This is a genomic window from Streptomyces sp. NPDC127595 (genome assembly GCF_042671685.1).
GTDB lineage: Bacteria > Actinomycetota > Actinomycetes > Streptomycetales > Streptomycetaceae > Streptomyces.
The window spans coordinates 365201-390355 of sequence record NZ_JBHXWK010000004.1; the positions used below are offsets into that span (position 1 = coordinate 365201).

General features: G+C 69.3%; 16 protein-coding genes. 11 read left to right on the top strand and 5 right to left on the bottom strand.

What is annotated here, in order from left to right:
• Nucleotides 1-51: 51 nt before the first annotated feature.
• The 4 genes from ACFVKT_RS15795 to ACFVKT_RS15810 all read left to right on the top strand — a co-directional run bounded on the left by ACFVKT_RS15795 (nt 52) and on the right by ACFVKT_RS15810 (nt 5532).
• Complete coding sequence (locus tag ACFVKT_RS15795; protein WP_385731664.1) at nt 52-447, top strand: Dabb family protein; 396 nt, start codon at nt 52-54, stop codon at nt 445-447.
• A 502-nt stretch (nt 448-949) separates the two neighbouring features.
• The gene (locus ACFVKT_RS15800; protein WP_385731666.1) at nt 950-3013 is read left to right on the top strand and encodes a M4 family metallopeptidase; all 2064 of its coding nucleotides are present in this window, start codon (nt 950-952) and stop codon (nt 3011-3013) included.
• Nucleotides 3014-3298: 285 nt separating this feature from the next.
• Nucleotides 3299-4957, top strand: a complete 1659-nt coding sequence (locus tag ACFVKT_RS15805; RefSeq protein ID WP_385731668.1) for a M4 family metallopeptidase — start codon at nt 3299-3301, stop codon at nt 4955-4957.
• Between the two features lie 68 nt (nt 4958-5025).
• Nucleotides 5026-5532 carry a DUF1990 family protein gene (locus ACFVKT_RS15810; RefSeq protein WP_385731670.1) on the top strand — a complete coding sequence of 169 codons (507 nt, stop codon included), beginning with the start codon at nt 5026-5028 and terminating at the stop codon, nt 5530-5532.
• Between the two features lie 77 nt (nt 5533-5609).
• Here ACFVKT_RS15810 and glgP read toward each other — a convergent pair whose 3' ends face one another.
• Nucleotides 5610-8234, bottom strand: coding sequence for an alpha-glucan family phosphorylase (gene glgP, locus ACFVKT_RS15815; protein WP_385731672.1), 2625 nt, complete (start codon nt 8232-8234; stop codon nt 5610-5612).
• Nucleotides 8235-8617: 383 nt separating this feature from the next.
• Between glgP and ACFVKT_RS15820 the strand changes: the two genes are divergently transcribed.
• The 5 genes from ACFVKT_RS15820 to glgB all read left to right on the top strand — a co-directional run bounded on the left by ACFVKT_RS15820 (nt 8618) and on the right by glgB (nt 18117).
• Nucleotides 8618-9841, top strand: coding sequence for a S8 family peptidase (locus ACFVKT_RS15820; RefSeq protein ID WP_385731675.1), 1224 nt, complete (start codon nt 8618-8620; stop codon nt 9839-9841).
• A gap of 195 nt (nt 9842-10036) precedes the next feature.
• A complete protein-coding gene (locus ACFVKT_RS15825; RefSeq protein ID WP_385731677.1) occupies nt 10037-12376 on the top strand; it encodes an alpha-1,4-glucan--maltose-1-phosphate maltosyltransferase in 2340 nt (779 codons plus the stop codon).
• Nucleotides 12373-14073: a maltose alpha-D-glucosyltransferase gene (gene treS / locus ACFVKT_RS15830; protein WP_385731679.1), complete on the top strand. Its 1701-nt coding sequence runs from the start codon at nt 12373-12375 to the stop codon at nt 14071-14073. The genes ACFVKT_RS15825 and treS overlap by 4 nt, the downstream gene beginning before the upstream one ends.
• 148 nt (nt 14074-14221) lie before the next feature.
• Nucleotides 14222-15661 (top strand): phosphotransferase, encoded by a 1440-nt coding sequence (locus ACFVKT_RS15835; protein ID WP_385731681.1) that lies wholly within the window; start codon nt 14222-14224, stop codon nt 15659-15661.
• A gap of 41 nt (nt 15662-15702) precedes the next feature.
• The gene (glgB, locus tag ACFVKT_RS15840; RefSeq protein ID WP_385731683.1) at nt 15703-18117 is read left to right on the top strand and encodes a 1,4-alpha-glucan branching enzyme; all 2415 of its coding nucleotides are present in this window, start codon (nt 15703-15705) and stop codon (nt 18115-18117) included.
• A gap of 229 nt (nt 18118-18346) precedes the next feature.
• Here the strand turns inward: glgB and ACFVKT_RS15845 are convergent, their stop codons facing one another.
• The 3 genes from ACFVKT_RS15845 to ACFVKT_RS15855 all read right to left on the bottom strand — a co-directional run bounded on the left by ACFVKT_RS15845 (nt 18347) and on the right by ACFVKT_RS15855 (nt 21573).
• Entirely contained in the window at nt 18347-20632 is a 2286-nt protein-coding gene (locus ACFVKT_RS15845) for a HelD family protein (RefSeq protein WP_385731686.1), read from the bottom strand.
• A 183-nt stretch (nt 20633-20815) separates the two neighbouring features.
• The gene (locus tag ACFVKT_RS15850) at nt 20816-21148 is read right to left on the bottom strand and encodes a thioredoxin family protein (protein WP_385731688.1); all 333 of its coding nucleotides are present in this window, start codon (nt 21146-21148) and stop codon (nt 20816-20818) included.
• Nucleotides 21145-21573: a MerR family transcriptional regulator gene (locus ACFVKT_RS15855; RefSeq protein WP_385731689.1), complete on the bottom strand. Its 429-nt coding sequence runs from the start codon at nt 21571-21573 to the stop codon at nt 21145-21147. Before ACFVKT_RS15855 ends, ACFVKT_RS15850 begins: the two co-directional genes overlap by 4 nt.
• Before the next feature lie 194 nt (nt 21574-21767).
• Between ACFVKT_RS15855 and ACFVKT_RS15860 the strand changes: the two genes are divergently transcribed.
• Entirely contained in the window at nt 21768-22241 is a 474-nt protein-coding gene (locus tag ACFVKT_RS15860) for a carboxymuconolactone decarboxylase family protein (RefSeq protein WP_385731691.1), read from the top strand.
• Between the two features lie 143 nt (nt 22242-22384).
• Nucleotides 22385-23020 (top strand): TetR/AcrR family transcriptional regulator, encoded by a 636-nt coding sequence (locus ACFVKT_RS15865; RefSeq protein WP_385731694.1) that lies wholly within the window; start codon nt 22385-22387, stop codon nt 23018-23020.
• A gap of 542 nt (nt 23021-23562) precedes the next feature.
• Here ACFVKT_RS15865 and ACFVKT_RS15870 read toward each other — a convergent pair.
• Nucleotides 23563-24984, bottom strand: coding sequence for a cation:dicarboxylate symporter family transporter (locus ACFVKT_RS15870; RefSeq protein WP_385732125.1), 1422 nt, complete (start codon nt 24982-24984; stop codon nt 23563-23565).
• Nucleotides 24985-25155 lie beyond the last annotated feature (171 nt).

Below are 25155 nucleotides of genomic sequence, written 5' to 3' on the forward strand. Positions count from 1 at the left end.
TAAATTGAACTAGCCGGTTCAGATTTGTCGAGCATCCCCAAGGGAGTTCCAGTGATCGTCAACATCCTGCGGTTCAGCTTCAGGGACGGCACGACCGAGGAGGAGAAGGCCGAGGTACTGGCAGCGATGAGGCGGACCTCGACCGTCGAGTCGGCCTCGTTCGGGGTGGTGGGCCAGGATCTCGGCGATCCGGCGAGCGGTTACACGCACACGTACTGCGTGGGGGTGGAGGACCTCGCCGCGCTGGAGCGGTACATGCACGACCAAGTACACCTGGACGGCGACTGGTTGATTCTCCCCCGGATCGCGAAGCTGTCGGCCGTCCGCCTCTCCGACGACTCGGACCCCGGCCTCGGCGAGAAGATCATGGCGATGCATCTGGCGAAGGTCGCCAAGTACCCGCAGTGGGGGCAGGCATTGGAGGCCATTCCCGAAACCAGCCTCTGAACCCCCCGCGAGACCAGCCCCTTCGCTCACCGCGGCAGAGCTCCGAACTCGCCGCCGACTCCGAACACTCCGCTTCGGAGACCACCGGCTCCCGAGCGACCGGCTTCCGCGCTCCCGGCCCGCCCCGAACGCCCCGCTTCAGAAACCACCGGTTTTCGTGCTCGCGGCCGGCTCCGAACGACCGACTCCTGAACGGCCGGCACGGCGTCCGCCCGGCTCGACCAACGATCCGTATACCGAACATGACCATCCGGACAACGAACCATTTCCAGCCAATTCCTTGACGCGGTCCTGACAGACAGGGCATTCGCCTGCAACTCTTCCCACGGCCACTTCACAGCAACCCCACAGCACCACGGGCAACACCGCTGTGTCGTGCCACAGCACCTCCGCACCTGCACCCGCACCTGGTTCCGCGTACAGCCCTGTTCTGCCCGGACGGTCACCCTGCGTCCGGTCTCCCCTGGCCGTGCGACCCGCGGCCACGCAGAAGGAGTCAGTGTTGAGAAGCAGCTCCCCTCACAGACGCACCTCCCACAGCTCCACCTCCCGCACCACGCGGCGCCGAGCCGCAGCCGTCGCCCTCGCGGGCGTCGCCGCCCTGATCGCCACGGCCGTCCAGTCGGGCGCCGCCACCGCCGCCCCGGAGAAGGCACCGTCGGCTGCGGGCAAGGTCAACCCGGGCGCCCTCAGCGTGAAACTCTCCCCCGCACAGCGCGCCGCGCTGATCCGCGACGCCGAGGCGGTCAAGGCGGAGACCGCCGACGGCCTGGGCCTCGGTGCCAAGGAGAAGCTCGTCGTCCGTGACGTCGTCAAGGACGCGGACGGCACGGTCCACACGCGCTACGAGCGCACGTACGACGGACTCCCGGTCCTCGGCGGCGACCTGGTCGTCGACACCGCCAAGTCCGGCGCGACCGAGGGCGTCACCAAGGCCACCCGGTCCACCATCAAGCCGGCGACGACGGCCGCCGCGCTGCCCGCCGCCAAGGCCGAGAAGCAGGCGCTGGCGGCCGCCAAGGCGGAGAAGGCCAAGAGCCCCGACGTCAACCGAGCGCCCCGCAAGGTCGTCTGGGCCGCGAGCGGCACGCCCACGGTGGCCTGGGAGACGGTCATCGGCGGCTTCCAGCACGACGGCACCCCGCAGGAGCTGCACGTCGTCACGGACGCCACCACCGGCGCGAAGCTGTACGAGTGGGAGGCCATCGAGACCGGCACCGGCAACACGGTGTACTCCGGCACGGTCACGCTCGGCACCACGCAGTCCGGCACGACGTACAACCTCACCGACGGGGCACGCGGCGCCCACAAGACGTACAACCTGAACCGCGCCACCTCCGGCACCGGCACGCTCTTCTCGGGCCCCGACGACATCTGGGGCAACGGCCTCGCGTCCAACCTGGAGTCGGCCGGCGCCGACGCCCACTACGGCGCCGCGCTGACCTGGGACTACTACAAGAACGTGCAGGGCCGCACCGGCATCAAGGGCGACGGCGTGGGCGCTTACTCGCGCGTCCACTACGGCAACAACTACGTCAACGCCTTCTGGTCCGACAGCTGCTTCTGCATGACGTACGGCGACGGGTCCAACAACGCCAACCCGCTCACCTCGATCGACGTGGCCGCCCACGAGATGACGCACGGCGTCACCGCGAACACGGCGGGCCTCGTCTACAGCGGCGAGTCCGGCGGCCTGAACGAGGCCACCTCTGACATCTTCGGCAGCGCGGTCGAGTTCTACGCGGCCAACTCCTCCGACGTCGGTGACTACCTCATCGGCGAAGAGATCAACATCAACGGCAACGGCACCCCGCTGCGCTACCAGGACCAGCCGAGCAAGGACGGCGCGTCCAAGGACAGTTGGTACTCGGGGATCGGTTCGATCGACGTCCACTACTCCTCGGGCCCGGCGAACCACTTCTTCTATCTGCTGAGCGAGGGCAGCGGCGCCAAGACCATCAACGGCGTCTCGTACAACTCGCCGACCGCCGACGGGCTCCCGGTCACCGGAATAGGCCGGGCGAAGGCCGAGCAGATCTGGTTCAAGGCGCTCACCACGAAGTTCACGACGACCACCAACTACGCTGCGGCGCGCACCGGCACGCTCGCGGTGGCGGGTGAGCTGTACGGCACCACGAGCGCCGAGTACCTGGCGGTGCAGAACGCCTGGGCGGGCGTCGCGGTCGGCGCGCGGCCCGGCGGTGGCGGCGGTGGCGGTACCTCGTTCGAGAACACGGCCGACGTATCGATTCCGGACAACGGAGCGGCCGTCACCTCGCCGATCTCCGTCACCGGGCGTACCGGCAACGCGCCGGCGAACCTCGCGGTGGCCGTCGACATCGTGCACACCTACATCGGTGACCTCCAGGTCCAGTTGGTCGCCCCCGACGGAACGGCGTACACGCTCAAGGCGTACGGCACCGGCGGGAGCACGGACAACCTGAACACCACGTACACGGTGAACGCTTCCTCCGAAGTCGCCAACGGCACCTGGCAGTTGAGGGTCCAGGACAACGCGGCCATCGACACCGGCTACATCAACAGCTGGAAACTGACGTTCCCGTAAAGGGTCCGCCACAGACAGGGCGCCGTCCCGGAGGTTCAACTCCCCGGGGCGGCGCCCTCTTTTGCCTGGTCCGGAGTTTGCTTTGACGCCTCCTTTACGGAGACCGCGCCCCCATCGCGCACGGTGATCTTCATCCAATGGACGCTTTCCGGCCAAGATTTATGAGACCTCCTGACATGTACGCGCCCTGGATGCCACTCTTCCACCGCACGGCTCACCCGTACCGCAACTTCACCTTCCGTTCGGACACCCCATGCCGTCCGGTCGCCCCACAAAGGAGTTCGCGTGACCCCCCTCTACGCGCGTCACAAGCGCACCACTCTGGCCATCGCCACCGCTGTCGCGGCCGGAGCCCTGCTCGCCACCGGTATGACCACCGGTGCCTCCGCCGACACGTCGGCGGCCCCCGCGGCCAAGCCGACCCTCCCCGGCGCCCAGATCCAGCTGTCCAACGCGGCCCGCACCTCGCTCATCCAGGAGGCGCAGGCGGCGACTCCGGAGACCGCCGACGAGATAGGCCTCGGCGCCAAGGAGAAGCTGGTCGTCAGAGACGTCAGCCAGGACGCGGACGGCACGGTCCACACGCGCTACGAGCGCACGTACGACGGACTCCCGGTCCTCGGCGGCGACCTGGTCGTCCACGAGAGCGCGTCCGGCAAGACCGAGAGCGTCACCAAGGCGACGAAGGCGACCATCAAGGTGGCCTCCCTCACGCCGGCCGTCACCGCCTCGAAGGCCGAGACGCAGGCCGTGACCGCCGCCCAGGCGGCCGGCTCGGAGAAGACCGAGGCCTCCCAGGCCCCCCGCAAGGTGATCTGGGCGGCGGACGGCACCCCCGTCCTCGCGTACGAGACGGTCGTCGGCGGCCTCCAGGAGGACGGCACCCCGAACGAGCTGCACGTCATCACCGACGCGGCCACCGGCAAGAAGCTCTACGAGTACCAGGGCATCGAGACCGGCACCGGCAAGAGCCTGTACTCGGGCACGGTCACCCTCGGCACCACGCTGTCGGGCTCGACCTACCAGCTGACCGACACCTCGCGCGGCAGCCACAAGACGTACAACCTGAACCGCGCCACCTCGGGCACCGGCACCCTGTTCACCGACGCGGACGACACCTGGGGCACCGGCGTGGCCTCCAGCTCGGGCACCGACCAGACCGCGGCCGTCGACGCCGCGTACGGCGCCCAGACGACCTGGGACTTCTACAAGAACACCTTCAACCGCCTCGGCATCAAGAACAACGGCGTCGCCGCGTACTCGCGCGTCCACTACGGCAACGCGTACGTCAACGCCTTCTGGTCCGACAGCTGCTTCTGCATGACGTACGGCGACGGTTCCGGCAACACCAAGCCGCTGACCTCGCTGGACGTCGCGGGCCACGAGATGACCCACGGCGTCACCGCCAACACCGCGGGCCTCACCTACAGCGGCGAGTCCGGCGGTCTGAACGAGGCCACCTCCGACATCTTCGGCACGGCGGTCGAGTTCTACGCGAACAACTCCTCGGACGTCGGTGACTACCTCATCGGCGAGAAGATCAACATCAACGGCAACGGCACCCCGCTGCGCTACCAGGACCAGCCGAGCAAGGACGGCGCGTCGGCCAACTACTGGTCCTCGACGCTGAAGAACCTGGACGTCCACTACTCGTCCGGTCCGGCGAACCACTTCTTCTACCTGCTGAGCGAGGGCAGCGGCGCGAAGACGATCAACGGGGTGAGCTACAACTCCCCGACGTACAACGGCTCCACGATCACCGGCATCGGCCGGGCCAAGGCCGTACAGATCTGGTACAAGGCCCTGACCCAGTACATGACGTCGTCGACCAACTACGCGGGCGCCCGCACGGCGACCCTGTCCGCGGCCTCGGCGCTGTACGGCTCCACGAGCACCGAGTACGCGACGGTGGCGGCGGCGTGGACCGCGGTCAACGTAGCCTGATGACGTAAAGCGGACTGGGCGGTACCCGGAGAGAAGGCAACTCCGGGTACCGCCCTACGCTGTGCCCCATGCCCTACACGTACGAGGACGTGGGCGCGACCCGCGAGGACCGCTGCCCCCCGGGCTTCCACCGGCTGCACGTCCGCACCAGGATCGGCGAGGGCGAAGCCGTCTTCCGGCGTGCCTCCGAGGCCCTCATGACCTGGGAGATGCACCGCGAGCTGAGCGGCGTCACCATCACCTCCGACGCGGCGAAAGCGGCCCCCGGCGTCGACGTGATCGTCGGCATCGGCCCGATCAAGGCCCCCTGCCGCGTCGTCTGGACGGTCGAGGAGTACCGCCGCACCGCCTGGGCGTACGGCACCCTCCCCGGCCACCCGGAGTCCGGCGAGGAAGCCTTCATCATCACCCGCACCGGCGACGGCACCGTCTGGCTCACCATCACCGCCTTCAGCCGCGCCGCCACGTGGTACGCCCGAGCCGGCGGCCCGGCGACACGAGGGTTCCAGCACGCGTACGCCAAGCGGTGCGGAAAGGTGCTGCGGAGGCTCTGCGCCCCGTTCGAACAGATCTGAGGCGCACCGGCTGAGCACCTCCGTTCGAGCAGATCTGAGCCGCACCCGGTTAGCACCCCCGGCCGGGGGCCGGCCGCTCACCTCATCAACACCCCCGCCCCCTCCACCAGTTCCTCCGAAGGAACCGCCACAAGCCCCAACTCCGCGCCCGAGGCGAGGAGTCGATGCGTGGGCAGGATCCGCACCGTATAGCCGAAAGGCCCCGTCCGGTCCAGGGACAGTGGGCCCTCGTACGACCAGCGCCCCTCCCCGTCCGGGCCGCCCGCCGGTTTCAGGGGTACGGACACCGCGTCGGCGATGCGGTCGTCGGAGTCGACGCGGCCCGCGACGGCCTGGACCTCGACGTCGTCGGGGGTGAGGTCGCCGAGGGCGACGCGGACGTGGAGGGAGAGGGTGGTGCCGAGTTCGGCGGTGGTCGTGGCGGAGGCGGCCTCGACGTGGTCGACGGTGACGTGGGGCCAGGCCGAGCGGACGCGGGACTTCCAGCCGGCCAGTTCGCGGGCGGTGTCCGGGGTGAGGGAGCGGTGGGCGCGGGCGGCGGGGGCGTACAGCCGTTCCACGTACTCGCGGACCATCCGGCCCGCGAGGACCTTCGGGCCGAGGTGGGTCAGCGTCTGGCGGACCATCTCGATCCAGCGGTCGGGCAGGCCGCCCTGGCCGCGCTCGTAGAAGCGCGGGGTGACGCGCTGCTCCAGCAGGTCGTAGAGCGCCGCGGCCTCCAGGTCGTCACGGCGGTCGTCATCCGTCGCCGTGCCGTCGGCCGTCGGGATCGCCCAGCCGAAGTCGGGCTGGAACCACTCGTCCCACCAGCCGTCCAGGACGGACAGGTTGAGGCAGCCGTTGAGCGCGGCCTTCATGCCGCTCGTCCCGCACGCCTCCAGCGGACGCAGCGGATTGTTGAGCCAGATGTCGCAGCCCGGGTACAGCTTCTGCGCCATCGCCATTCCGTAGTCGGGCAGGAACACGATGCGGTGGCGCACCCGCGGGTCGTCCGCGAACCGGACGAGTTCCTGGATCAGGCGTTTACCACCGTCGTCTGCCGGGTGCGCCTTGCCCGCGATGACGATCTGGATCGGCCGCTCGGGGTGCAGCAGCAGGTCCATCAGCCGGTCGCGGTCGCGCAGCATCAGGGTCAGGCGTTTGTACGAGGGGACGCGCCGCGCGAAGCCGATGGTGAGGACGTCGGGGTCCAACACGCCGTCGATCCAGCCCAGTTCGGCACTGCCGGCGCCGCGCTGCCGCCAGGACGCGTGCAGCCGCTCACGTACCTCCACCACCAGTTGCTCGCGCAGGACGCGCCGCAGATCGAAGATCTCCTGGTCCGCGATGTCGGCCACGGCGTCCCAGCGCTCCGAGCCGCCGACCGTCATCGCGTCCTCGGCGCGCTGGGCGCCGATCTGCCGGGCACCGAGCCGGAAGACCTCCGGCGCCACCCAGGTCGGCGCGTGCACGCCGTTGGTCACCGAGGTGATCGGCACCTCGTCCGGGTCGAAGCCCGGCCACAGGCCCGAGAACATCTCCCGGCTGACGTGTCCGTGCAACAGCGAGACGCCATTGGCGCGTTGGCCGAGGCGCAGCCCCATCACCGCCATGTTGAAGAGGTTCGGCTCGCCTCCGGGGTAGGTCTCCATGCCCAGGCCCAGGACGCGTTCCACGTCGATGCGCGGGAGTTCGGCGTCCGGGCCGAAGTGGCGGGCGACCAGCTCGCGGTCGAAGCGGTCGATCCCGGCGGGCACGGGGGTGTGGGTCGTGAAGACCGTGCCGGCCCTGACCGCCTCAAGGGATGCCTCGAAGTCCATTCCCTCGTCGGCGAGTTCGGCGATCCGCTCCAGACCGAGGAACCCCGCGTGCCCCTCGTTCGTATGGAACACCTCGGGCCGCGCATGGCCCGTCAGCCGGCAGTACGTCCGTACCGCGCGCACCCCTCCTATGCCGAGCAGCATCTCCTGCAGCAGCCGGTGCTCGCTGCCGCCGCCGTACAGCCGGTCGGTCACCCCGCGTTCCCCGAGGTCGTTCTCCTCCACGTCGGAGTCGAGCAGCAGCAGCGGCACCCGGCCGACCTGCGCCAGCCAGATCCGGGCCCGCAGCGCGCGCCCGCCGGGGAGGGCCAGCGAGACCTGGGCCGGCGAGCCGTCGCCCTCGCGCAGCGGCGCCACCGGCAGTTCGTTCGGGTCCAGGACCGGATAGTGCTCCTGCTGCCAGCCGTCCCGGGAGAGGGACTGCCGGAAATAGCCGTGCCGGTAGAGCAGTCCCACGCCGATCAGCGGAACACCCAGGTCACTGGCAGCCTTCAGGTGATCGCCCGCGAGGATGCCGAGACCCCCTGAGTACTGCGGCAGCGCGGCCGTGATGCCGAACTCGGGCGAGAAGTAGGCGATGGCGGCCGGCAGTTCGGGGGTCGCCGTCTGGGTCTGGTACCAGCGGTCACCGGTCACGTAGTCGCGCAGATCGTCGGCGACCGCGGCGAGCCGGCGCAGAAAACGCCGGTCCTCGGTGAGCTCTGCGAGACGCCCGGGCGACACACTGCCGAGCAGCCGTACGGGGTCGCCGTCGGAGGCGGCCCAGCGCTCGGGGTCGACGGACTGGAAGAGATCACGGGTCTCGGCATGCCAGGACCAGCGCAGGTTACGCGCCAGGTCACTGAGCGGGTGAAGGGCTTCGGGGAGTACGGGCCGGACGGTGAACCTACGGATTGCCTTCACTGATGCCACCTTCACTTCACAAAGGACGTAACGGAGGACGGAAGCGGCAGGAGAACGGAAGCAGGACGTGCGCCAACAGGGGACGCACGTCCTTGTGCGCCCTTCGTCACCCACGACGGTAGCGGCGAGGGTGCCTCCGCAACTACGGCGCATCGAGGTCCGCGGGAACCGGGCCGTCGGCGATCACTCCCCTGGTTACTTCGGCGGAAATTCGCCGCAACTTTCACGTGTCTCTCATGGCCGGTATGGCCGATTCCGCCCACCTGTGCGGCCTTGTGGTGCTTCACACCGCACGAGAGGCTGCCAAGGGCGTACCCGCCGACCTCGGTCCGCGTCGGACCGGTACCGGCCGGAGTGCGCCGTCGAGGAGGGGAATTCAAGGCATGGCACAGACGAGACACAGGCGTCTGCGCTGGGCGGGAGGTCTCACCGCGGTCGCGACGGCCGCGGTGCTTTCGGCCATCACCCTGCCCGCGCACGCCGCCCCGGAGGGGCAGATAGTCGGCGCCGGTGCTCCCGGTTCCGTCGGCGGAAGCTACATAGTGACGCTCAAGGAAAGACCCGGGGGCGGAATCGAGGGGGGAACGAGCGCTCGGTCCGCGACGGGCAAGGGCATCGCCGAGAAGTACGGGGCGAGAATCAGCCACACGTACGGCACGGCGCTCAACGGCTACGCGGTGGAGGCCGACGAGAAGCAGGCCCGGCGGCTCGCGGCGGACTCCCGCGTGGCCTCGGTCGTCCAGGACACCAGAGTGATGGCCGACGGCCAGGCGAACCCGCCTTCCTGGGGCCTCGACCGTATCGACCAGCCGAGCCTGCCGCTCGACGGCGACTACACCTGGCCCGGATCGGCGGGCAAGGGCGTGACGGCGTACGTGATCGACACCGGAATCCGGATCACGCACAAGGACTTCGGCGGCCGGGCGAGCTACGGCTGGGACTTCGTCGGAAACGACAGGACCGCCAAGGACGGCAACGGACACGGCACGCATGTCGCCGGCACCCTCGCGGGCACCAAGTACGGCGTCGCCAAGAAGGCCAAGGTCGTCGCCGTCCGCGTCCTGGACAACGAAGGCTCGGGCACGACCGCGCAGGTCATCGCGGGCATTGACTGGGTGACCAGGCACGCGAAGAAACCGGCGGTCGCCAACATCAGCCTCGGCGGATACGCCAACGCGCAGCTCGATGCCGCCGTACGCAACTCCATCGCCTCCGGAGTGACGTACGCGATCGCGGCCGGCAACGACGGGCTGCCGGCCGGTCTCTACTCCCCCGCCCGGGTCGAGCAGGCCCTCACCGTGGGCGCCGGCGACAGGACGGACGCACGGGCGGGCTTCTCGAACACCGGGGCCTCGCTCGACCTGTTCGCACCGGGCGTGGCGATCACCTCGGCGTCGTACGCCAGTGACACGGGGAAGGCGACCTTCTCCGGTACGTCGATGGCGAGCCCGCACGTCGCGGGCGCGGCCGCGCTCTATCTCGCCGACCACGTCAGGGCCACCCCGGCGCAGGTGGGCAAAGCCCTGGTTAAAAAAGCGGTTCCGGGGAAGATCTCGGGCGCGGGTCCGGGTTCCCCGAACAGGTTGCTCCAGGTCGGTACCTCCTAGCACGCTGCAGGAACAGGCACCGGCCTCGCCCCCTCCGGACGAGGCCGGACTTGTGTGTAGACATACGCGTGAGTAGTTAACAAAGTGCCGGTTGCCCACCCGAATAGGGTGGGAAGGCTCCCCCGGTACACCTCGCAGACCTCACCCCTCCACACCCTCATCCGCCCACCCACGTTGACGCGGACAGGAGCGGTCATGCCCGCCACGCACCACACGTCGCCACCCCCGACGACCACCTCCGACACACCCTCGATAGGCAGGGCCGACGCCGGTCGCCGCACGCCGGAGAAACCCTCCGCGGAGACCGGGACCGAGGCCGGGACCCAGGTTCGGACCGGCACGGGCAGCAGGACCGCCGCGACTCCGGAGACGGAAGAGACGACGGTGCCGACGGCGCCCGTGGCACCTGCGGCACCGGCCAGGACCACGGAAACCGTCGTCGCCTCGGTCCCGCCCTCCACCACGCCCGTCGCACCACCTGCCGGAATCACCGCGGCCTCCACGGCCCCCGCGCCCGGCACAGCCATCGGCCGCATCCCCCTCCTCGACGTCCACCCGATCGTCGACCACGGCCGATGGCCCGCCAAGGCCGTGGTCGGTGAGGCCTTCGAGGTCTCGGCCACGGTCTTCCGCGAGGGGCATGACGCGGTCGCCGCGAACGTCGTGCTGCGTGACCCGGAGGGCCGCACAGGCCCCTGGACCCCGATGCGCGAGCTGGCCCCCGGCACCGACCGCTGGGGCGCCAAGGTGGCCGCCGGGAAAGAGGGCCACTGGACGTACACGGTGGAGGCCTGGGGCGACCCCGTCTCCACCTGGCGCCGGCACGCGGGGATCAAGATCCCGGCCGGTATCGACACCGAACTGGTCCTGGAGGAGGGCGCGCGCCTGTACGAGCGGGCGGCCACCGGGGTGCCGAAGAGCAAGGGACGCCGGGACACCCTCCGCACGGCAGCCGCCGCGCTGCGCGACGTGGAACGCCCCGCCTCGGCCCGCCTCGCCGCCGCCCTCACCCCCGAGGTGGACCGGATCCTCGCCCGTCATCCGCTGCGCGAACTCGTCACGTCCTCCGAGCCGTTGCCCCTGAAGGTGGAGCGCGAGCGGGCCCTGTACGGCTCCTGGTACGAGTTCTTCCCGCGCTCCGAGGGCACGCCCGAGCGACCGCACGGCACGTTCCGTACCGCCGCCGAACGCCTGCCCGCCATCGCGGAGATGGGCTTCGACGTCGTCTACCTGCCGCCGATCCACCCCATCGGCGACACCTTCCGCAAGGGTCCCAACAACACGCTGTCCGCGACCTCGGAGGACGTCGGCGTGCCCTGGGCGATCGGCTCCCCGGCGGGCGGGCACGACGCCGTCCATCCGGACCTCGGCACGATCGAAGACTTCGACGCGTTCGTACGCCGGGCGGCGGACCTGCGTCTCGAAGTGGCCCTCGACTTCGCCCTCCAGTGCTCACCGGACCATCCGTGGGTGCAGAAGCATCCGGAGTGGTTCCACCACCGCCCGGACGGCACGATCGCGTACGCCGAGAACCCTCCGAAGAAGTACCAGGACATCTACCCGATCGCCTTCGACAAGGACATGCCGGGCCTGGTCCAGGAGACGCTGCGGGTGCTGCGTTACTGGATGAGCCATGGCGTACGGATCTTCCGCGTCGACAACCCGCACACGAAACCGGTGGTGTTCTGGGAACAGGTGATCGCGGACATCAACCGCACCGACCCGGACGTGATCTTCCTGGCGGAGGCGTTCACCCGGCCCGCGATGATGCACACGCTGGCGAAGACCGGTTTCCAGCAGTCGTACACCTACTTCACCTGGCGCAACACCAAGCAGGAGCTGACCGAATACCTGACCGAGCTGTCGGGCGAGGCGGCCGCGTACATGCGGCCCAACTTCTTCGTCAACACCCCGGACATCCTGCATGAGTTCCTCCAGCACGGCGGACGCCCGGCCTTCGAGCTGCGGGCCGTGCTCGCCGCGACGCTGTCGCCGACGTGGGGCGTGTACAGCGGTTTCGAACTCTGCGAGAACACCCCGCTGCGCGACGGAAGCGAGGAGTATCTGAACTCCGAGAAGTACCAACTCCGGCCGCGTGACTGGGAGTCGGCGGAGCGTGAGGGTCGTAGCATCGCGCCTTTGCTGGGCAGGCTCAACGCGATCAGGCGGCGCAGTCCGGCCCTTCGTCAGTTGCGCGACCTCCACTTCCACCACACGGACCAGGAGTCGGTGATCGCGTACTCGAAGTCCTTCTCGGACCCCAAGGACGCCACGGACACAGGCGGTTCGAACACGGTTGTGGTTGTGGTCAACCTCGACCCCCACCACACCCAGGAGGCGACGGTCTCGTTGGACATGCCACAGCTCGGCCTGGACTGGCACGAGTCCGTGCCGGTGCGCGACGAGCTCACCGGCGAGACCTACTACTGGGGCAGGGCGAATTATGTGCGTCTTGAGCCAGGGCATAGTCCCGCGCACATACTCACCGTCCTGCGACCGTCCTCACCGCAGATCGGAGGGTCACCCACCACATGATCGTCAACGAGCCCGTCCCGGACACGTTCGAGGACACCCCGGCCAAGGACCGCGATCCCGAGTGGTTCAAACGCGCCGTCTTCTACGAGGTCCTGGTCCGCTCCTTCCAGGACAGCAACGGCGACGGAATCGGCGACCTCAAAGGCCTCACCGCGAAGCTGGACTACCTCCAATGGCTGGGCGTGGACTGCCTCTGGCTTCCCCCCTTCTTCAAATCCCCGCTGCGCGACGGCGGCTACGACGTCTCCGACTACACCGCCGTCCTGCCCGAATTCGGTGACCTCGCCGACTTCGTGGAGTTCGTCGACGCCGCCCACCAGCGCGGCATGCGCGTGATCATCGACTTCGTCATGAACCACACCAGCGACCAGCACCCCTGGTTCCAGGAGTCACGCGCCAACCCCGACGGCCCCTACGGCGACTACTACGTCTGGGCCGACGACGACAAGCAGTACCAGGACGCCCGCATCATCTTCGTCGACACCGAAGCCTCCAACTGGACCTTCGACCCCGTCCGCAAGCAGTACTACTGGCACCGCTTCTTCTCCCACCAACCGGATCTGAACTACGAGAACCCGGCCGTGCAGGAGGAGATCACCAGCGCGCTGCGTTTCTGGCTGGACCTGGGTATCGACGGCTTCCGGCTCGACGCGGTGCCCTACCTGTACCAGGTCGAGGGAACGAACTGCGAAAACCTTCCGGCAACGCACGAGTTCCTCAAGCGGGTCCGCAAGGACATCGACACGCACTACCCGGACACGGTGCTGTTGGCGGAGGCGAACCAGTGGCCCGAGGACGTCGTCGACTACTTCGGCGACTACTCCGCCGGCGGCGACGAATGCCACATGGCCTTCCACTTCCCCGTCATGCCCCGCATCTTCATGGCCGTACGCCGCGAATCGCGCTACCCCGTCTCCGAAATCCTCGCGAAGACCCCCGCCATCCCGTCGGGCTGCCAATGGGGCATCTTCCTGCGCAACCACGACGAGCTCACCCTCGAAATGGTCACCGACGAGGAACGCGACTACATGTACGCGGAATACGCCAAAGACCCCCGCATGCGCGCCAACATCGGCATCCGCCGCCGCCTCGCGACACTGCTCGACAACGACCGCAACCAGATCGAACTCTTCACCGCCCTGCTGCTCTCCCTCCCCGGCAGCCCGATCCTCTACTACGGCGACGAGATCGGCATGGGCGACAACATCTGGCTCGGCGACCGCGACGCCGTCCGCACCCCCATGCAATGGACCCCCGACCGCAACGCAGGCTTCTCCTCCTGCGACCCCGGCCGCCTCTTCCTCCCCACGATCATGGACCCCGTCTACGGCTACCAGGTCACCAACGTCGAAGCCGCCATGTCCTCCCCCTCGTCACTGCTGCACTGGACCCGCCGCATGATCGAGATCCGCAAACAGAACATGGCCTTCGGCCTCGGCTCCTACACAGAACTCCCCTCCTCCAACCCCGCCGTCATCGCCTTCCTCCGCGAATACAAGGACGATCTCGTCCTGTGCGTCCACAACTTCTCCCGCTTCGCACAACCAACGGAACTGGACCTGAGCACGTTCAACGGGAGGCATCCCGTCGAGCTGATCGGCGGGGTACGCTTCCCAGCCATCGGTGACCTGCCGTATCTGCTCACGCTCGCAGGTCATGGCTTCTACTGGTTCCGGCTCCGCAAGGACGCGGTCTAGAACTGAGGCGGGGCGGTTTCCTCCGCCCCGCCCTGGGCACGCATGAGTAACACCCCGACTCCCCCGGCCTCACAGGGTCTCCGGGTCCAGGGTCTCCGGACCTCCGGATCCCACGGTCCCTCGGTATCCGGGGAAAGGACGCGACGCCATGTCGGAAGCAGCAACCCACTCTGCCTCGGCCCCGGTCGCCCACTCCGCCCCGGCCGCACGCCCCGAGCTGCTCGCGTCCCTCGATCCGCTCCTGCGGGAGTGGCTGCCGCGGCAGCGCTGGTTCGCGGGCAAGGGCCGTCCGGTGACCGGGTTCTCGCTGGTGTCGGCCACGGAACTGCTGCCGACGACCGGTCCCCTCGGCCTGCTCCACCTCCTGGTGCGCGCCCATCAGCCGCTCACCCCGGCACAGGGCGCGCTCCCGCACCCGAGCGACTGCTACCAGCTCCTGATAGGCGTCCGCGAGGCACTGCCACCGAGGCTCGCACCCGCACTGATCGGGCACCTGGAGGAAGGGCCACTGGCCGGCTTCACGGTGTACGAGGCGCTGCACGACGCGCGCCCCGCCGACGTACTCCTGGAGGCCCTGCGCACCCGGGCCCAGATCGGTGACCTGCGCTTCGAGCGCGACGGCCGCGGGGAGAGCCGGGGCCAGCTTCTCCGGGACGGCCTGGTGCCGCGGCTGATCACGTCCGAGCAGTCGAACTCGTCCGTCGTCTACGGAGATACGTTCATTCTCAAGCTGTTGCGCCGGATCGTGCCCGGCACCAACCCGGACCTGGAGCTGCCGCTGCTGCTGTCCCGGGAGGGCTGCGCGCGGGTGCCGGCGCCGGTGGCGTGGATGCTCGCGGAACTGGGTGAGGAGACGTACACGCTGGGTGTTCTGCAGCCCTTCGTGCGCGGTGCGAGTGACGGCTGGGAGCTGGCGCTGCGCGAACTGGCCAAGGGCACGGACTTCGGCGCCGAGGCACGGGCACTGGGCCGCGCCACCGCCGAGGTGCACACGGCGCTGGCCCGGGCGCTGCCCACCGTCACGCTGGGCCACGCGCAGATGAAGCCGCTCGTCGACGGAATGACCCAGCGCCTGGACGCGGCCGCGCAGGCGGTACCGGCGCTGCGGCCGTACGCTCCCGGGCTTCGCACCGCCTTCGAGGCGCTGGCCGACCTGGCCGCCGAGGGCGCCGCCTGGACCGCGCAGCGCATCCACGGCGATCTGCACCTCGGACAGTGCCTGCGTTCGCCGTCCGGGGAGTGGTCGCTGATCGACTTCGAGGGCGAGCCGTCGAAGCCGCTCGCCGAACGCCGGATGCCGCAGCCCCCGGCGCGTGACATCGCGGGCATGCTCCGCTCCTTCGACTATGCGGCCCACTCGCACCATCCCCTGACACCCGGCTGGGCCGACACCTGCCGGGCCGCGTACTGCACCGGTTACGCCGAGGTCACCGGAGCCGACCCGCGCACCGACCCCGTACTGCTGCGCGCCTACGAGACGGACAAGGCGGTGTACGAAGTCGTGTACGAGGCCCGGCACCGTCCCGACTGGCTCCCCGTACCGCTGGCGGCGGTGCGCCGACTCGCGGCGGACGCCACCGCCCCCTGACCGTTCCCCCCGCCCCTCATCGTTTCCAGGAGGCCCTGCCCGTGACGCCCCGTCCCTCGTCCGACGACAGTCCGAAGAAGACCGGCGCGAAGAAGAAGGCCGCGGCCGAGGGGGAGGCGACGGCCAAAACGCCCAAGACGACCGATGCCGCGACGGTTGATGCCAAGAAGGCCGATGACAAGAAGGCCGCCAAGGCCGGCAAGACCGGCAAGGGTTCGAAGAAGTCTCGGGAGGCGGATCCGCTGCCCGCCGCCGACAGCGCTCCCGTGTTCGCGGGTGTGCACCCCGGCGACCGCGAGCGGCTGCTCAACGGCACGCACCACGATCCGCACGGGGTGCTCGGGGCCCATCCCGTGCCAGGTGGCGTGGCCTTCCGGACCTTCCGCCCGTACGCGCTGGCGGTGACCGTCGTGACGGACGAGCTGCGGGCAGAGCTCCAGGACGACGGGGACGGTTTTTTCTCGGGCCTGCTGCCATTGCGCGGCGTGCCGTCGTCGTACCGCCTGCTCGTCTCGTACGAGGGGACGGTCCAGGACACTGAGGACGCGTACCGTTTCCTGCCCGCGATCGGCGAGCTCGACCTGCATCTGTTCGGCGAGGGACGCCACGAGCAGCTGTGGCGGGCGCTCGGCGCGGAGCCGATGGTCCACCAGGGCGTGACCGGCACGCGCTTCACGGTCTGGGCGCCGAACGCGCGTGGTGTCCGGGTGGCCGGCACCTTCAACTTCTGGGACGGCACGGCGTATCCGATGCGGTCGCTCGGGTCCTCCGGGGTGTGGGAACTGTTCGTGCCCGCGATCGGCGACGGCGAGCTCTACAAGTTCGACATCACGCGAGCCGACGGTTCACACACGCTCCGCGCGGACCCGATGGCCCGGCGTGCCGAGGTGCCGCCCAAGACGTCCTCGATCGTGACGTCCTCGTCGTACGTGTGGGACGACTCCGCATGGATGGCGACCCGTGCCTCACGTCCCGTGCACGAGGCGCCGTTCTCCGTCTACGAGATCCACCTGGCTTCCTGGCGCCCGGGACTCACCTACCGCCAGCTCGCCGAGCAACTCCCCGCCTACGTCGCCGACCTGGGCTTCACACATGTGGAGCTGATGCCGGTGGCGGAGCATCCCTTCGGGGGCTCCTGGGGCTACCAGGTCACCGGCTTCTACGCCCCCACCGCCCGCCTGGGCACCCCCGACGACTTCAAACACCTCGTCGACGCCCTCCACCGGGCCGGCATCGGCGTCCTCATGGACTGGGTCCCCGCCCACTTCCCCCGCGACGACTGGGCCCTGGCCGAATTCGACGGCCGCCCCCTCTACGAGCACGAGGATCCGCTGCGCGCGGCCCATCCCGACTGGGGCACCCTGGAGTTCGACTACGGACGACGCGAGGTCCGCAACTTCCTCGTCGCCAACGCCGTCTACTGGTGCGAGGAATTCCACATCGACGGCCTCCGCGTCGACGCCGTCGCCTCCATGCTCTACCTCGACTACTCCCGCGAACCCGGCCAGTGGACCCCCAACGAACACGGCGGCCGCGAAAACCCCGACGCCGTCGCCTTCCTCCAGGAAATGAACGCCACCGTCTACCGCCGCAACCCCGGCGTCATCACCATCGCCGAGGAGTCGACGGCCTGGGACGGCGTGACACGGGCCACGCACCACATCGGACCCGGCGGCTTCGGCGGGCTCGGCTTCGGCCTCAAATGGAACATGGGCTGGATGCACGACTCGCTGGACTACGTGAAACACAAGCCGGTGCACCGCCGTTACCACCATCACGAGATGACCTTCTCCATGGTGTACGCCTACAGCGAGAACTACGTCCTGCCCATCTCGCACGACGAAGTCGTCCACGGCAAACGGTCACTGGTATCCAAGATGCCGGGCGACTGGTGGCAACAACGCGCCACCCTCCGCGCCTACCTCGGCTTCATGTGGGCCCACCCCGGCAAACAACTCCTCTTCATGGGCCAGGAATTCGCCCAGGGCGCCGAATGGTCCGAAACCCACGGACCCGACTGGTGGCTCCTCGACCCCGCCTACAGCGCCGAACCCGACCACCGCGGCGTCCGCGACCTCGTCCGCGACCTCAACACCACCTACCAGCGCGAACCCGCGCTGTGGCAGCTGGACACCGACCCGGCGGGCTTCGCCTGGGTCGCCGGCGACGCCGCCGACGACAACGTCTTCGCCTTCCTCCGCTACGACACCGACGGCACCCCCCTCCTGGCCGTCTCCCACTTCTCCCCCGTCGTCCGCCACAACTACCGCCTCGGCATCCCCGACGACATCCCCGCCTGGCACGAAATCCTCAACACCGACACCGCCCACTACGGCGGCAGCAACGTCACCAACCCCGACCCCGTCAAACCCGAACCCCACCCCGCCCACGGCCGCCCCGCCAGCATCCAACTCACCCTCCCCCCACTGGCAACCATCTGGCTCCGACCCGCCTAAAGCCTTCTTCGCCCCCTCCGCCCCTGCCCATTCCCGTCCCTTGGGGGCTCCGCCCCCAAACCCCCGCTCCTCAAACGCCGGAGGGGCTGAAGATTTCCCCGGCCGGCGCTAGAGATCTTTTAGCCCGTCCGGCGTTTGAGGACGAGGCCGTCCAGGCCGAGAGCGGGGGTCTGGGGGCGGCAGCCCCCAGGAACAAGGGACGGGCAGGGGCGGAGGGGGCGAAATACTCTTACGCCACCCCCACCCCTCGCACCAACCCCTCAGGCAGCTCCCCGCTATAAAGCACCCCCAACGCCTGCGTGGCCCGAGTCAGCGCCACATACAGATCGCTCGTTCCGAACGCCCCAGGCTCCACCACCAACACCGAGTCGAACTCCAGCCCCTTGGCCTGCCGAGGGTCGAGAAGCACCACCGCACGGGTCAGATCGGGCGACTCCCCCGCCGTCACCCCGTCCAGCCGCCCGGCAAGGGCACCGTGCAGCCCCCGAGGCGCAATCACCGCAAGCCGCCCCTCCGCAGGCTCCAACTCGGCGACGGCCTTGGCAACAGCGCCGGGCAGGTCGTCGGACACAGCCCGCACCCACGGCCGTACGCCAGTACTCCGCACGGACCGCGGCGGCTCGAACCCAGAATGCTCCGCCCGCAGCACCCCCGCCGCAAGGTCCATGATCTCGGACGGAGTCCGGTAGTTGACCGCGAGGCGGGCGTGGTCCCACCGGTCCTCGACATAGGGGGAGAGGATCTCCTCCCAGGATCCGACCCCGCCCGCCTCGGAGGTCTGCGCGGGGTCGCCGACGAGCGTCATCGACCGCGTGGGACTCCGCCGCATGAGCAGCCGCCAGGCCATGGGTGACAACTCCTGCGCCTCGTCCACGATGATGTGCCCGAACGCCCAGGTACGGTCGCCCGCCGCCCGCTCGGCGGCACTGCGGTGGTCGTCCTCCTCGTGCCGCTCGGCCATCCGCTCGGCGTCGATGATGTTGTGCGCGGAGAGGACTTCGGAATCCTCTTCGTCCATGTCCTCGAACTCGTATGTACGGGAGGCGTAGGACACGTCCAACACACCCTGCGCGTAGGCGACTTGACTGCGTCGCTCCTGGTCGGCGAGGGCCCGGGCCACCCGGTCGTCCTCGCCGAGCAGTTCGGCGGCCTCGTCGAGGAGCGGCACGTCCGCGGTGGTCCACTCGCGGGTGATCTCCCGCCGGACGGCGTTCGCGTCGTCGGCCGGCAGATACCCGTCGGGCTCGGCGAGGAAGTCCGCGACCAGCCGCTGCGGGGTCAGCCGGGGCCACAACTGCTCGATGGCGCCCCAGACTTCGGGGTTCTCGGCCAGGTCGTCACGGATCTGCGTGATGTCGCTGGCGTCGAGGAGGTTCGACCCGTCGAAGGGATCCGTGCCGATGCGCTCGGCCAGCATGTCGGTGAGCGTGTTGAGGATGTGGCCCTCGAAGTACTCGCGCGCCACGTTGTGCGGCAGCTGCGCCTCGCGGGTGCGTTCACGGGCGACCCGCACGAGCCCGGCGTCGAGCATCAGGATGTCGCGGTCGTGCTCGATGGCGATGACGGGGTCGGGAAGGCCCTGCCGATCGCGTGCGACGGCGGCGAGTACGTCGGCCATGTCGGCGCGCCCCTTCACGGCGGCCGCTTCGGGCAGGTCGGTGGCGGTCGCCTTCACGCCGGGGAACAGTTCCCCGACGGTCGCGAGCAGCACACCGGTCTCGCCCAGCGCGGGCAGCACCTCGCCGATGTAGCCGAGGAAGGCGGGGTTGGGCCCGACGATCAGGACGGCTCGCTTGGCGAGCAACTCCCGGTACTCGTACAGCAGATAGGCGGCCCGGTGCAGCGCGACCGCCGTCTTGCCGGTGCCGGGGCCGCCCTCGACCACCAGCACACCCTGGTGGGGCGCGCGGATGATCTGGTCCTGCTCGGCCTGGATGGTCTGCACGATGTCGCTCATGCGGCCGGTGCGCGCCGAGTTCAGTGCGGCGAGGAGCACCGCGTCGCCGCTCGGGTCCTCGTGACCGGTGCGTTCGTGGTCGCCGAGGTCGAGGATCTCGTCGTGCAGGTCGGTGACCTGCCGGCCGTCGGTGGTGATGTGCCGGCGCCGCCGCAGGCCCATCGATGTATGACCGGTGGCCAGGTAGAAGGGGCGGGCGACGGGGGCCCGCCAGTCGATGAGGATCGGGGTGCGCTCGGTGTCGTCGGCGCGGATGCCGATACGGCCGATGTGGTGGCTGATGCCGGAGGTGAGGTCGATACGGCCGAAGCAGAGCGAACCGTCCACGGCGTTCAGCGCGGCCAGCAGCCCCGAGCGCTCGGCGACGAGCACGTCCCGCTCCAGCCGCGCCTGCATGGGGGTGTTGCCCTGCCCGAGGGCGTCCACGACGGCGGCCTCCGTGACACCGCGCAGCGCGTCCACGCGTGTGTACACCCCGTCGATGAATTCCTGCTCAATGCGCAATTCATCGTCGATAAAACCTGTGGTGGATTCTGTGTTTGAGCCCCTGTTTGACAATTCCACTCCCGGCCGGATACACTGTGCTCAGTGAACTTCTCCGCGACTCAACGCCCTTGAAGTCGCGAACCATTAAATATACGCAAGGAAATCCCCCGAGCGCAATTGCTCGGGGGATTTCTTGTGTGGGGTGACTGGTTGTCGGGTGGCCGGTCGTCGTGTGGCCGATTCCGCGGTGCGGGGCTACATCACCTCGGAGAGCTCCTCCAGAAGCCGTCGCTTGGGCCGGGACCCCACCATCGACTTCACCGGCTCACCGCCACGGAACACCATGAAGGTGGGCATCGACAGCACCCCGTACGCAAGCGTGGTGTGCGGGTTGGTGTCCACATCCAGCTGTACGACCTTGAGCCGGTCGCCCTCCTCGGCGGCGAGGGCGGTCAGCACCGGCGCCATCTGCCGGCACGGCGGGCACCAGTCGGCGGTGAACTCCACCGGCACGGGCAGCTCCGCCCCGATCACCTCCGCCTCGAAGTCCTCGTCCGTCACCTCGGCCACACCCGCTGCCTTGCTCACCGTGTCCGCCCTCCCAGTTCGCACACGGGTTCCGGGCCACCCGGAACCCCTGCGTCGGCCGCCAGCTCGTCCCGCGCCCGCTCCGCCCGCGCCAGCTGCTCGCCGACCGTCGCCCGCACCGCGACCAACTCGTCGATCACCGCGTCGAGTTCACCGAGCTTGCGCCGGTAGACCGCGAGGGACGCGGGGCACGAGTCGCCCTCCGGGTGCCCGGCCCGCAGACACTCCACGAAGGGCCGCGTCTCCTCCAGGTCGAACCCGAAGTCCTGCAAGGTCCTGATCTGCTGCAGCAGCCGCAGATCGTCCTCGTCGTAGGTCCGGTACCCGTTCTCACCCCGCCGCGCGGGCAACAGCCCCCGGGACTCGTAGTACCGCAGAGTCCGCGTGGTCGTCCCGGCGCGCACGGCCAGCTCGCCGATTCGCATACCGCGACGGTAATCCTTGACGCCGACGTCAAGGCAAGGACGTTCAGAGGTTCACACGCGCATGGGCGGAATCCGGGGGCCGTTCCGGGGTCGGCGGCGGCTTTCGGGAGACCCACGTCACATCCACGCATGTCACAACCGGCCGGGCCGTCTCGTCAAAGGGGTGTATCCGCAAACGACGGCAGGAGCACACCATGGAAGCTCGGTTGAACGTCTTCACCAACCCGGTCGCGGCCAAGTTCGGGAAGCACCTCGTCGCCGCCGGCAGGGTGCTCGCGGACTCGACGGTGCCGGCCTCGACACAGGAACTCGTGAAGCTCCGCGCCAGTCAGATCAACGGCTGCGGCTTCTGCACCGACATGCACAGCAAGGACGCCGTGCACGCCGGAGAGACCTGGACGCGCCTGAACCTGGTCGCCGCCTGGCGCGAGGCCACGGTGTTCACCGATGCCGAGCGCGCCGCCCTGGAGCTGGCGGAGCAGGGCACCCGGATCGCCGACGCGGCCGGCGGCGTCACGGACGAGGCCTGGGCGAACGCCGCCAAGCACTACGACGAGGAGCAGCTCGCCGCCCTGGTGTGCACCATCTCCCTCATCAACGCCTTCAACCGCGGGAATGTCATGATCCAGCAGCCCGCCGGCGACTACCAGCCCGGACAGTTCGGATAAAGCCGGGGACGGCTGCCTGGCCGTATTCGCGCAATTCACGAGCCATGGGCACCAGGGGCGCGAGCTATGCGCCGTTGCGCTGACCAGGGCAATTGGTGGAGCCCTTGTGGAGGGGGCAAGGGCTTTCCCCATGGCCAGGCACAATGGCCGTCATGACCACGGAAATCTCCGGCCACGCGGAGGCCCCCAGCCGCGCAGACGTGAACCGCCGCCGCATTCTCGATGTCGCGCTCACGGAGCTGTTGCGTGATCCCGACGCGTCCATCGACCAGATCGCGCGAGCCGCGGGTGTCGTACGGCGCACGGTGTACGGGCATTTCCCGAGCCGTGAGGCGCTGATCTACACGCTGTTCGACGCCGCCGTGGACGCGGTGGAGGCAGCGCACATGGCCGGGCGCGAAGGCGTCGAGGATCCGCTGGAGTCGCTGGTCCGTTCGACGCTCGCCTGCTGGGAGGTCGCCGACCGCTACCGGCTGCTCGTCGGGCTCGCGCAGCGCAGTGTCACGGTGCAGGGCATCCGTGACCGGCTCGCGCCCGTCCGCGGGGCCGCCGTGGAGGTGCTCCGATGCGGCCTGGAACAGGGGGTGTTCGAGTCCCCGCTGCCCGCGACCGTGCTCGCCCACGTACACGAGCAGATGCTGTTCGCCCTCATGGAGGCGGTGAACCACGGCCTGCTGGCACCGGAAGAGGCGGGCCCCTCCGCCGCGGTCACGTTGCTGACCTCGGCGGGCGTACCAGCCTCACACGCCACCGAGCTGGTGGCGAAGCTGAGCGACTGAGGTCGCGGCTTCCGGCCTACGGCATCCCGCTCACGGCTTCCGGCCTACGGCTTCCCACTCACGGCCTGCGGCTCACGGCTTCCGGCCTACGGCATCCCGCTCACGGCCTGCGGCTCACGGCTTCCGGCCTGCGGCATCCCGCTCACGGCCTGCGGCATCCCGCTCACGGCCTGCGGCTCAAGGCTGCCGCCCTACGGCATCCCGCTCACGGCCTGCGGCTCAAGGCTGCCGCCCTACGGCTTCCCACTCACGGCCTGCGGCTCAAGGCTGCCGCCCTACGGCATCCCGCTCACGGCCTGCGGCTCAAGGCTGCCGCCCTACGGCATCCCGCTCACGGCCTGCGGCTCAAGGCTGCCGCCCTACGGCATCCCGCTCACGGCTGCCGGCCTACGGCTTCCCACTCACGGCCTGCGGCTCACGGCGTCCGTGGACGCACCGAGCGGCCAGGCTACGGGGGATGGCCTGGCCGCTCGGCGTTCTGGGGAGGGGATGTCCCGGTCCCCGGTTCGCGGGCGCCCCGTTCAGGAGGGCACCCGCGAGGCTTATGCCTTGGCGAGTTCCTTCTCGCCGCCCTGCTCCGGGACCTCCGCGTCGGCCGGAGCCGCGCCGTTCTCGTCGTCGTCCAGCAGGGTCGTCTCGTCGAACGGGAACTCACCGGCGAGGACGCGGTTCACGCGGTCCGTGTCGATCTCCTTCGTCCAGGTGCCGATCAGGACGGTGGCGACCGAGTTGCCCGCGAAGTTCGTCAGGGCGCGCGCCTCGCTCATGAAGCGGTCGATGCCGACGATGAGGCCGACGCCGTCCACGAGGGCGGGCTTGTGCGACTGCAGACCGCCGGCCAGCGTGGCGAGACCGGCGCCGCTGACACCCGCCGCGCCCTTCGAGGCGACGAGCAGGAAGAGCAGCAGCGGGATCTGCTCCCCGAGCGACATCGGGGTGCCCATCGCGTCGGCGATGTAGAGCGAGGCCATGGTCATGTAGATCATGGTGCCGTCGAGGTTGAAGGAGTAGCCGGTCGGGATGGTGATGCCGACCACCGACTTGCTCACGCCCAGGTGCTCCATCTTCGCGATGACCCGCGGGAGGGCGGACTCGGAGGAGGAGGTGGACAGGATCAGCAGGAACTCACGGCCCAGGTACTTGAAGAGCGTGAGGATGTTCAGACCCGCGACGACGCGCAGCAGCGTGCCGAGCACGATGAAGACGAAGAGGAAGCAGGTGGCGTAGAAGCCCAGCATCAGGACGGCCAGGCTCTTGAGCGCGTCCACCCCGGCGGAACCGACGACGGCGGCGATCGCGCCGAAGGCGCCGAGCGGGGCCGCCCACATCACCATGCCGAGGATGCGGAAGACGAGCCGCTGGATGTGCTCGACACCGCGCAGCACGGGCTGGCCGGCCGATCCCATGGCCTGCAGCGCGAACCCGGCGAGCAGCGCCACGAGGAGGGTCTGCAGGACCTGGCCCTCGGTGAAGGCGGAGACCATCGTGGTCGGGATGATCGACAGCACGAAGTCGACCGGCGGCAGCGCCTCGGCCGACACCTGGCCCTGACCGGCTTCCTTGACCGCGTCGGTCACCTGGAGGCCCGTGCCCGGGTCCAGGATGTTGCCGACGACCAGGCCGATGCTGAGTGCCACCAGCGACATGACCAGGAAGTATCCGAGTGCGATACCGCCGACGGCGCCGACCTTGGCGGCCTTGCGTACGGAACCGATGCCCAGCACGATCGTGCAGAAGATGATGGGGGAGATCATCATCTTGATGAGGTTCACGAAGCCGGTGCCGATGGGCTTGAGCTCGACCGCGAAGTCGGGAGCGAGCAGCCCGACGGCGATACCGACGATCACGGCGCCGATCACGGCGATGTAGAGATAGTGGGTGCGGTCCCGCTTTACGGCGGGTGCGGCAGGTGCGGTTTGCGGGGTGCTGGCCACGGCTGCCCTCCTTGACGACGTCGTCGGCATCATCCGGCGTGCGGCTCACGACCGGCGGAACCCGGCGTGCGGCTCACGACCGGGGATCCGGAAGTCGCGCCTCCAGAACCGGGAGGCGGATTCCCGGGTGGATCCGGGAGACGGACTCCCGGCCTGCCCTGGAGGCGCACTCCCAGGGGATGCGGTGACTATCTCCCGCCT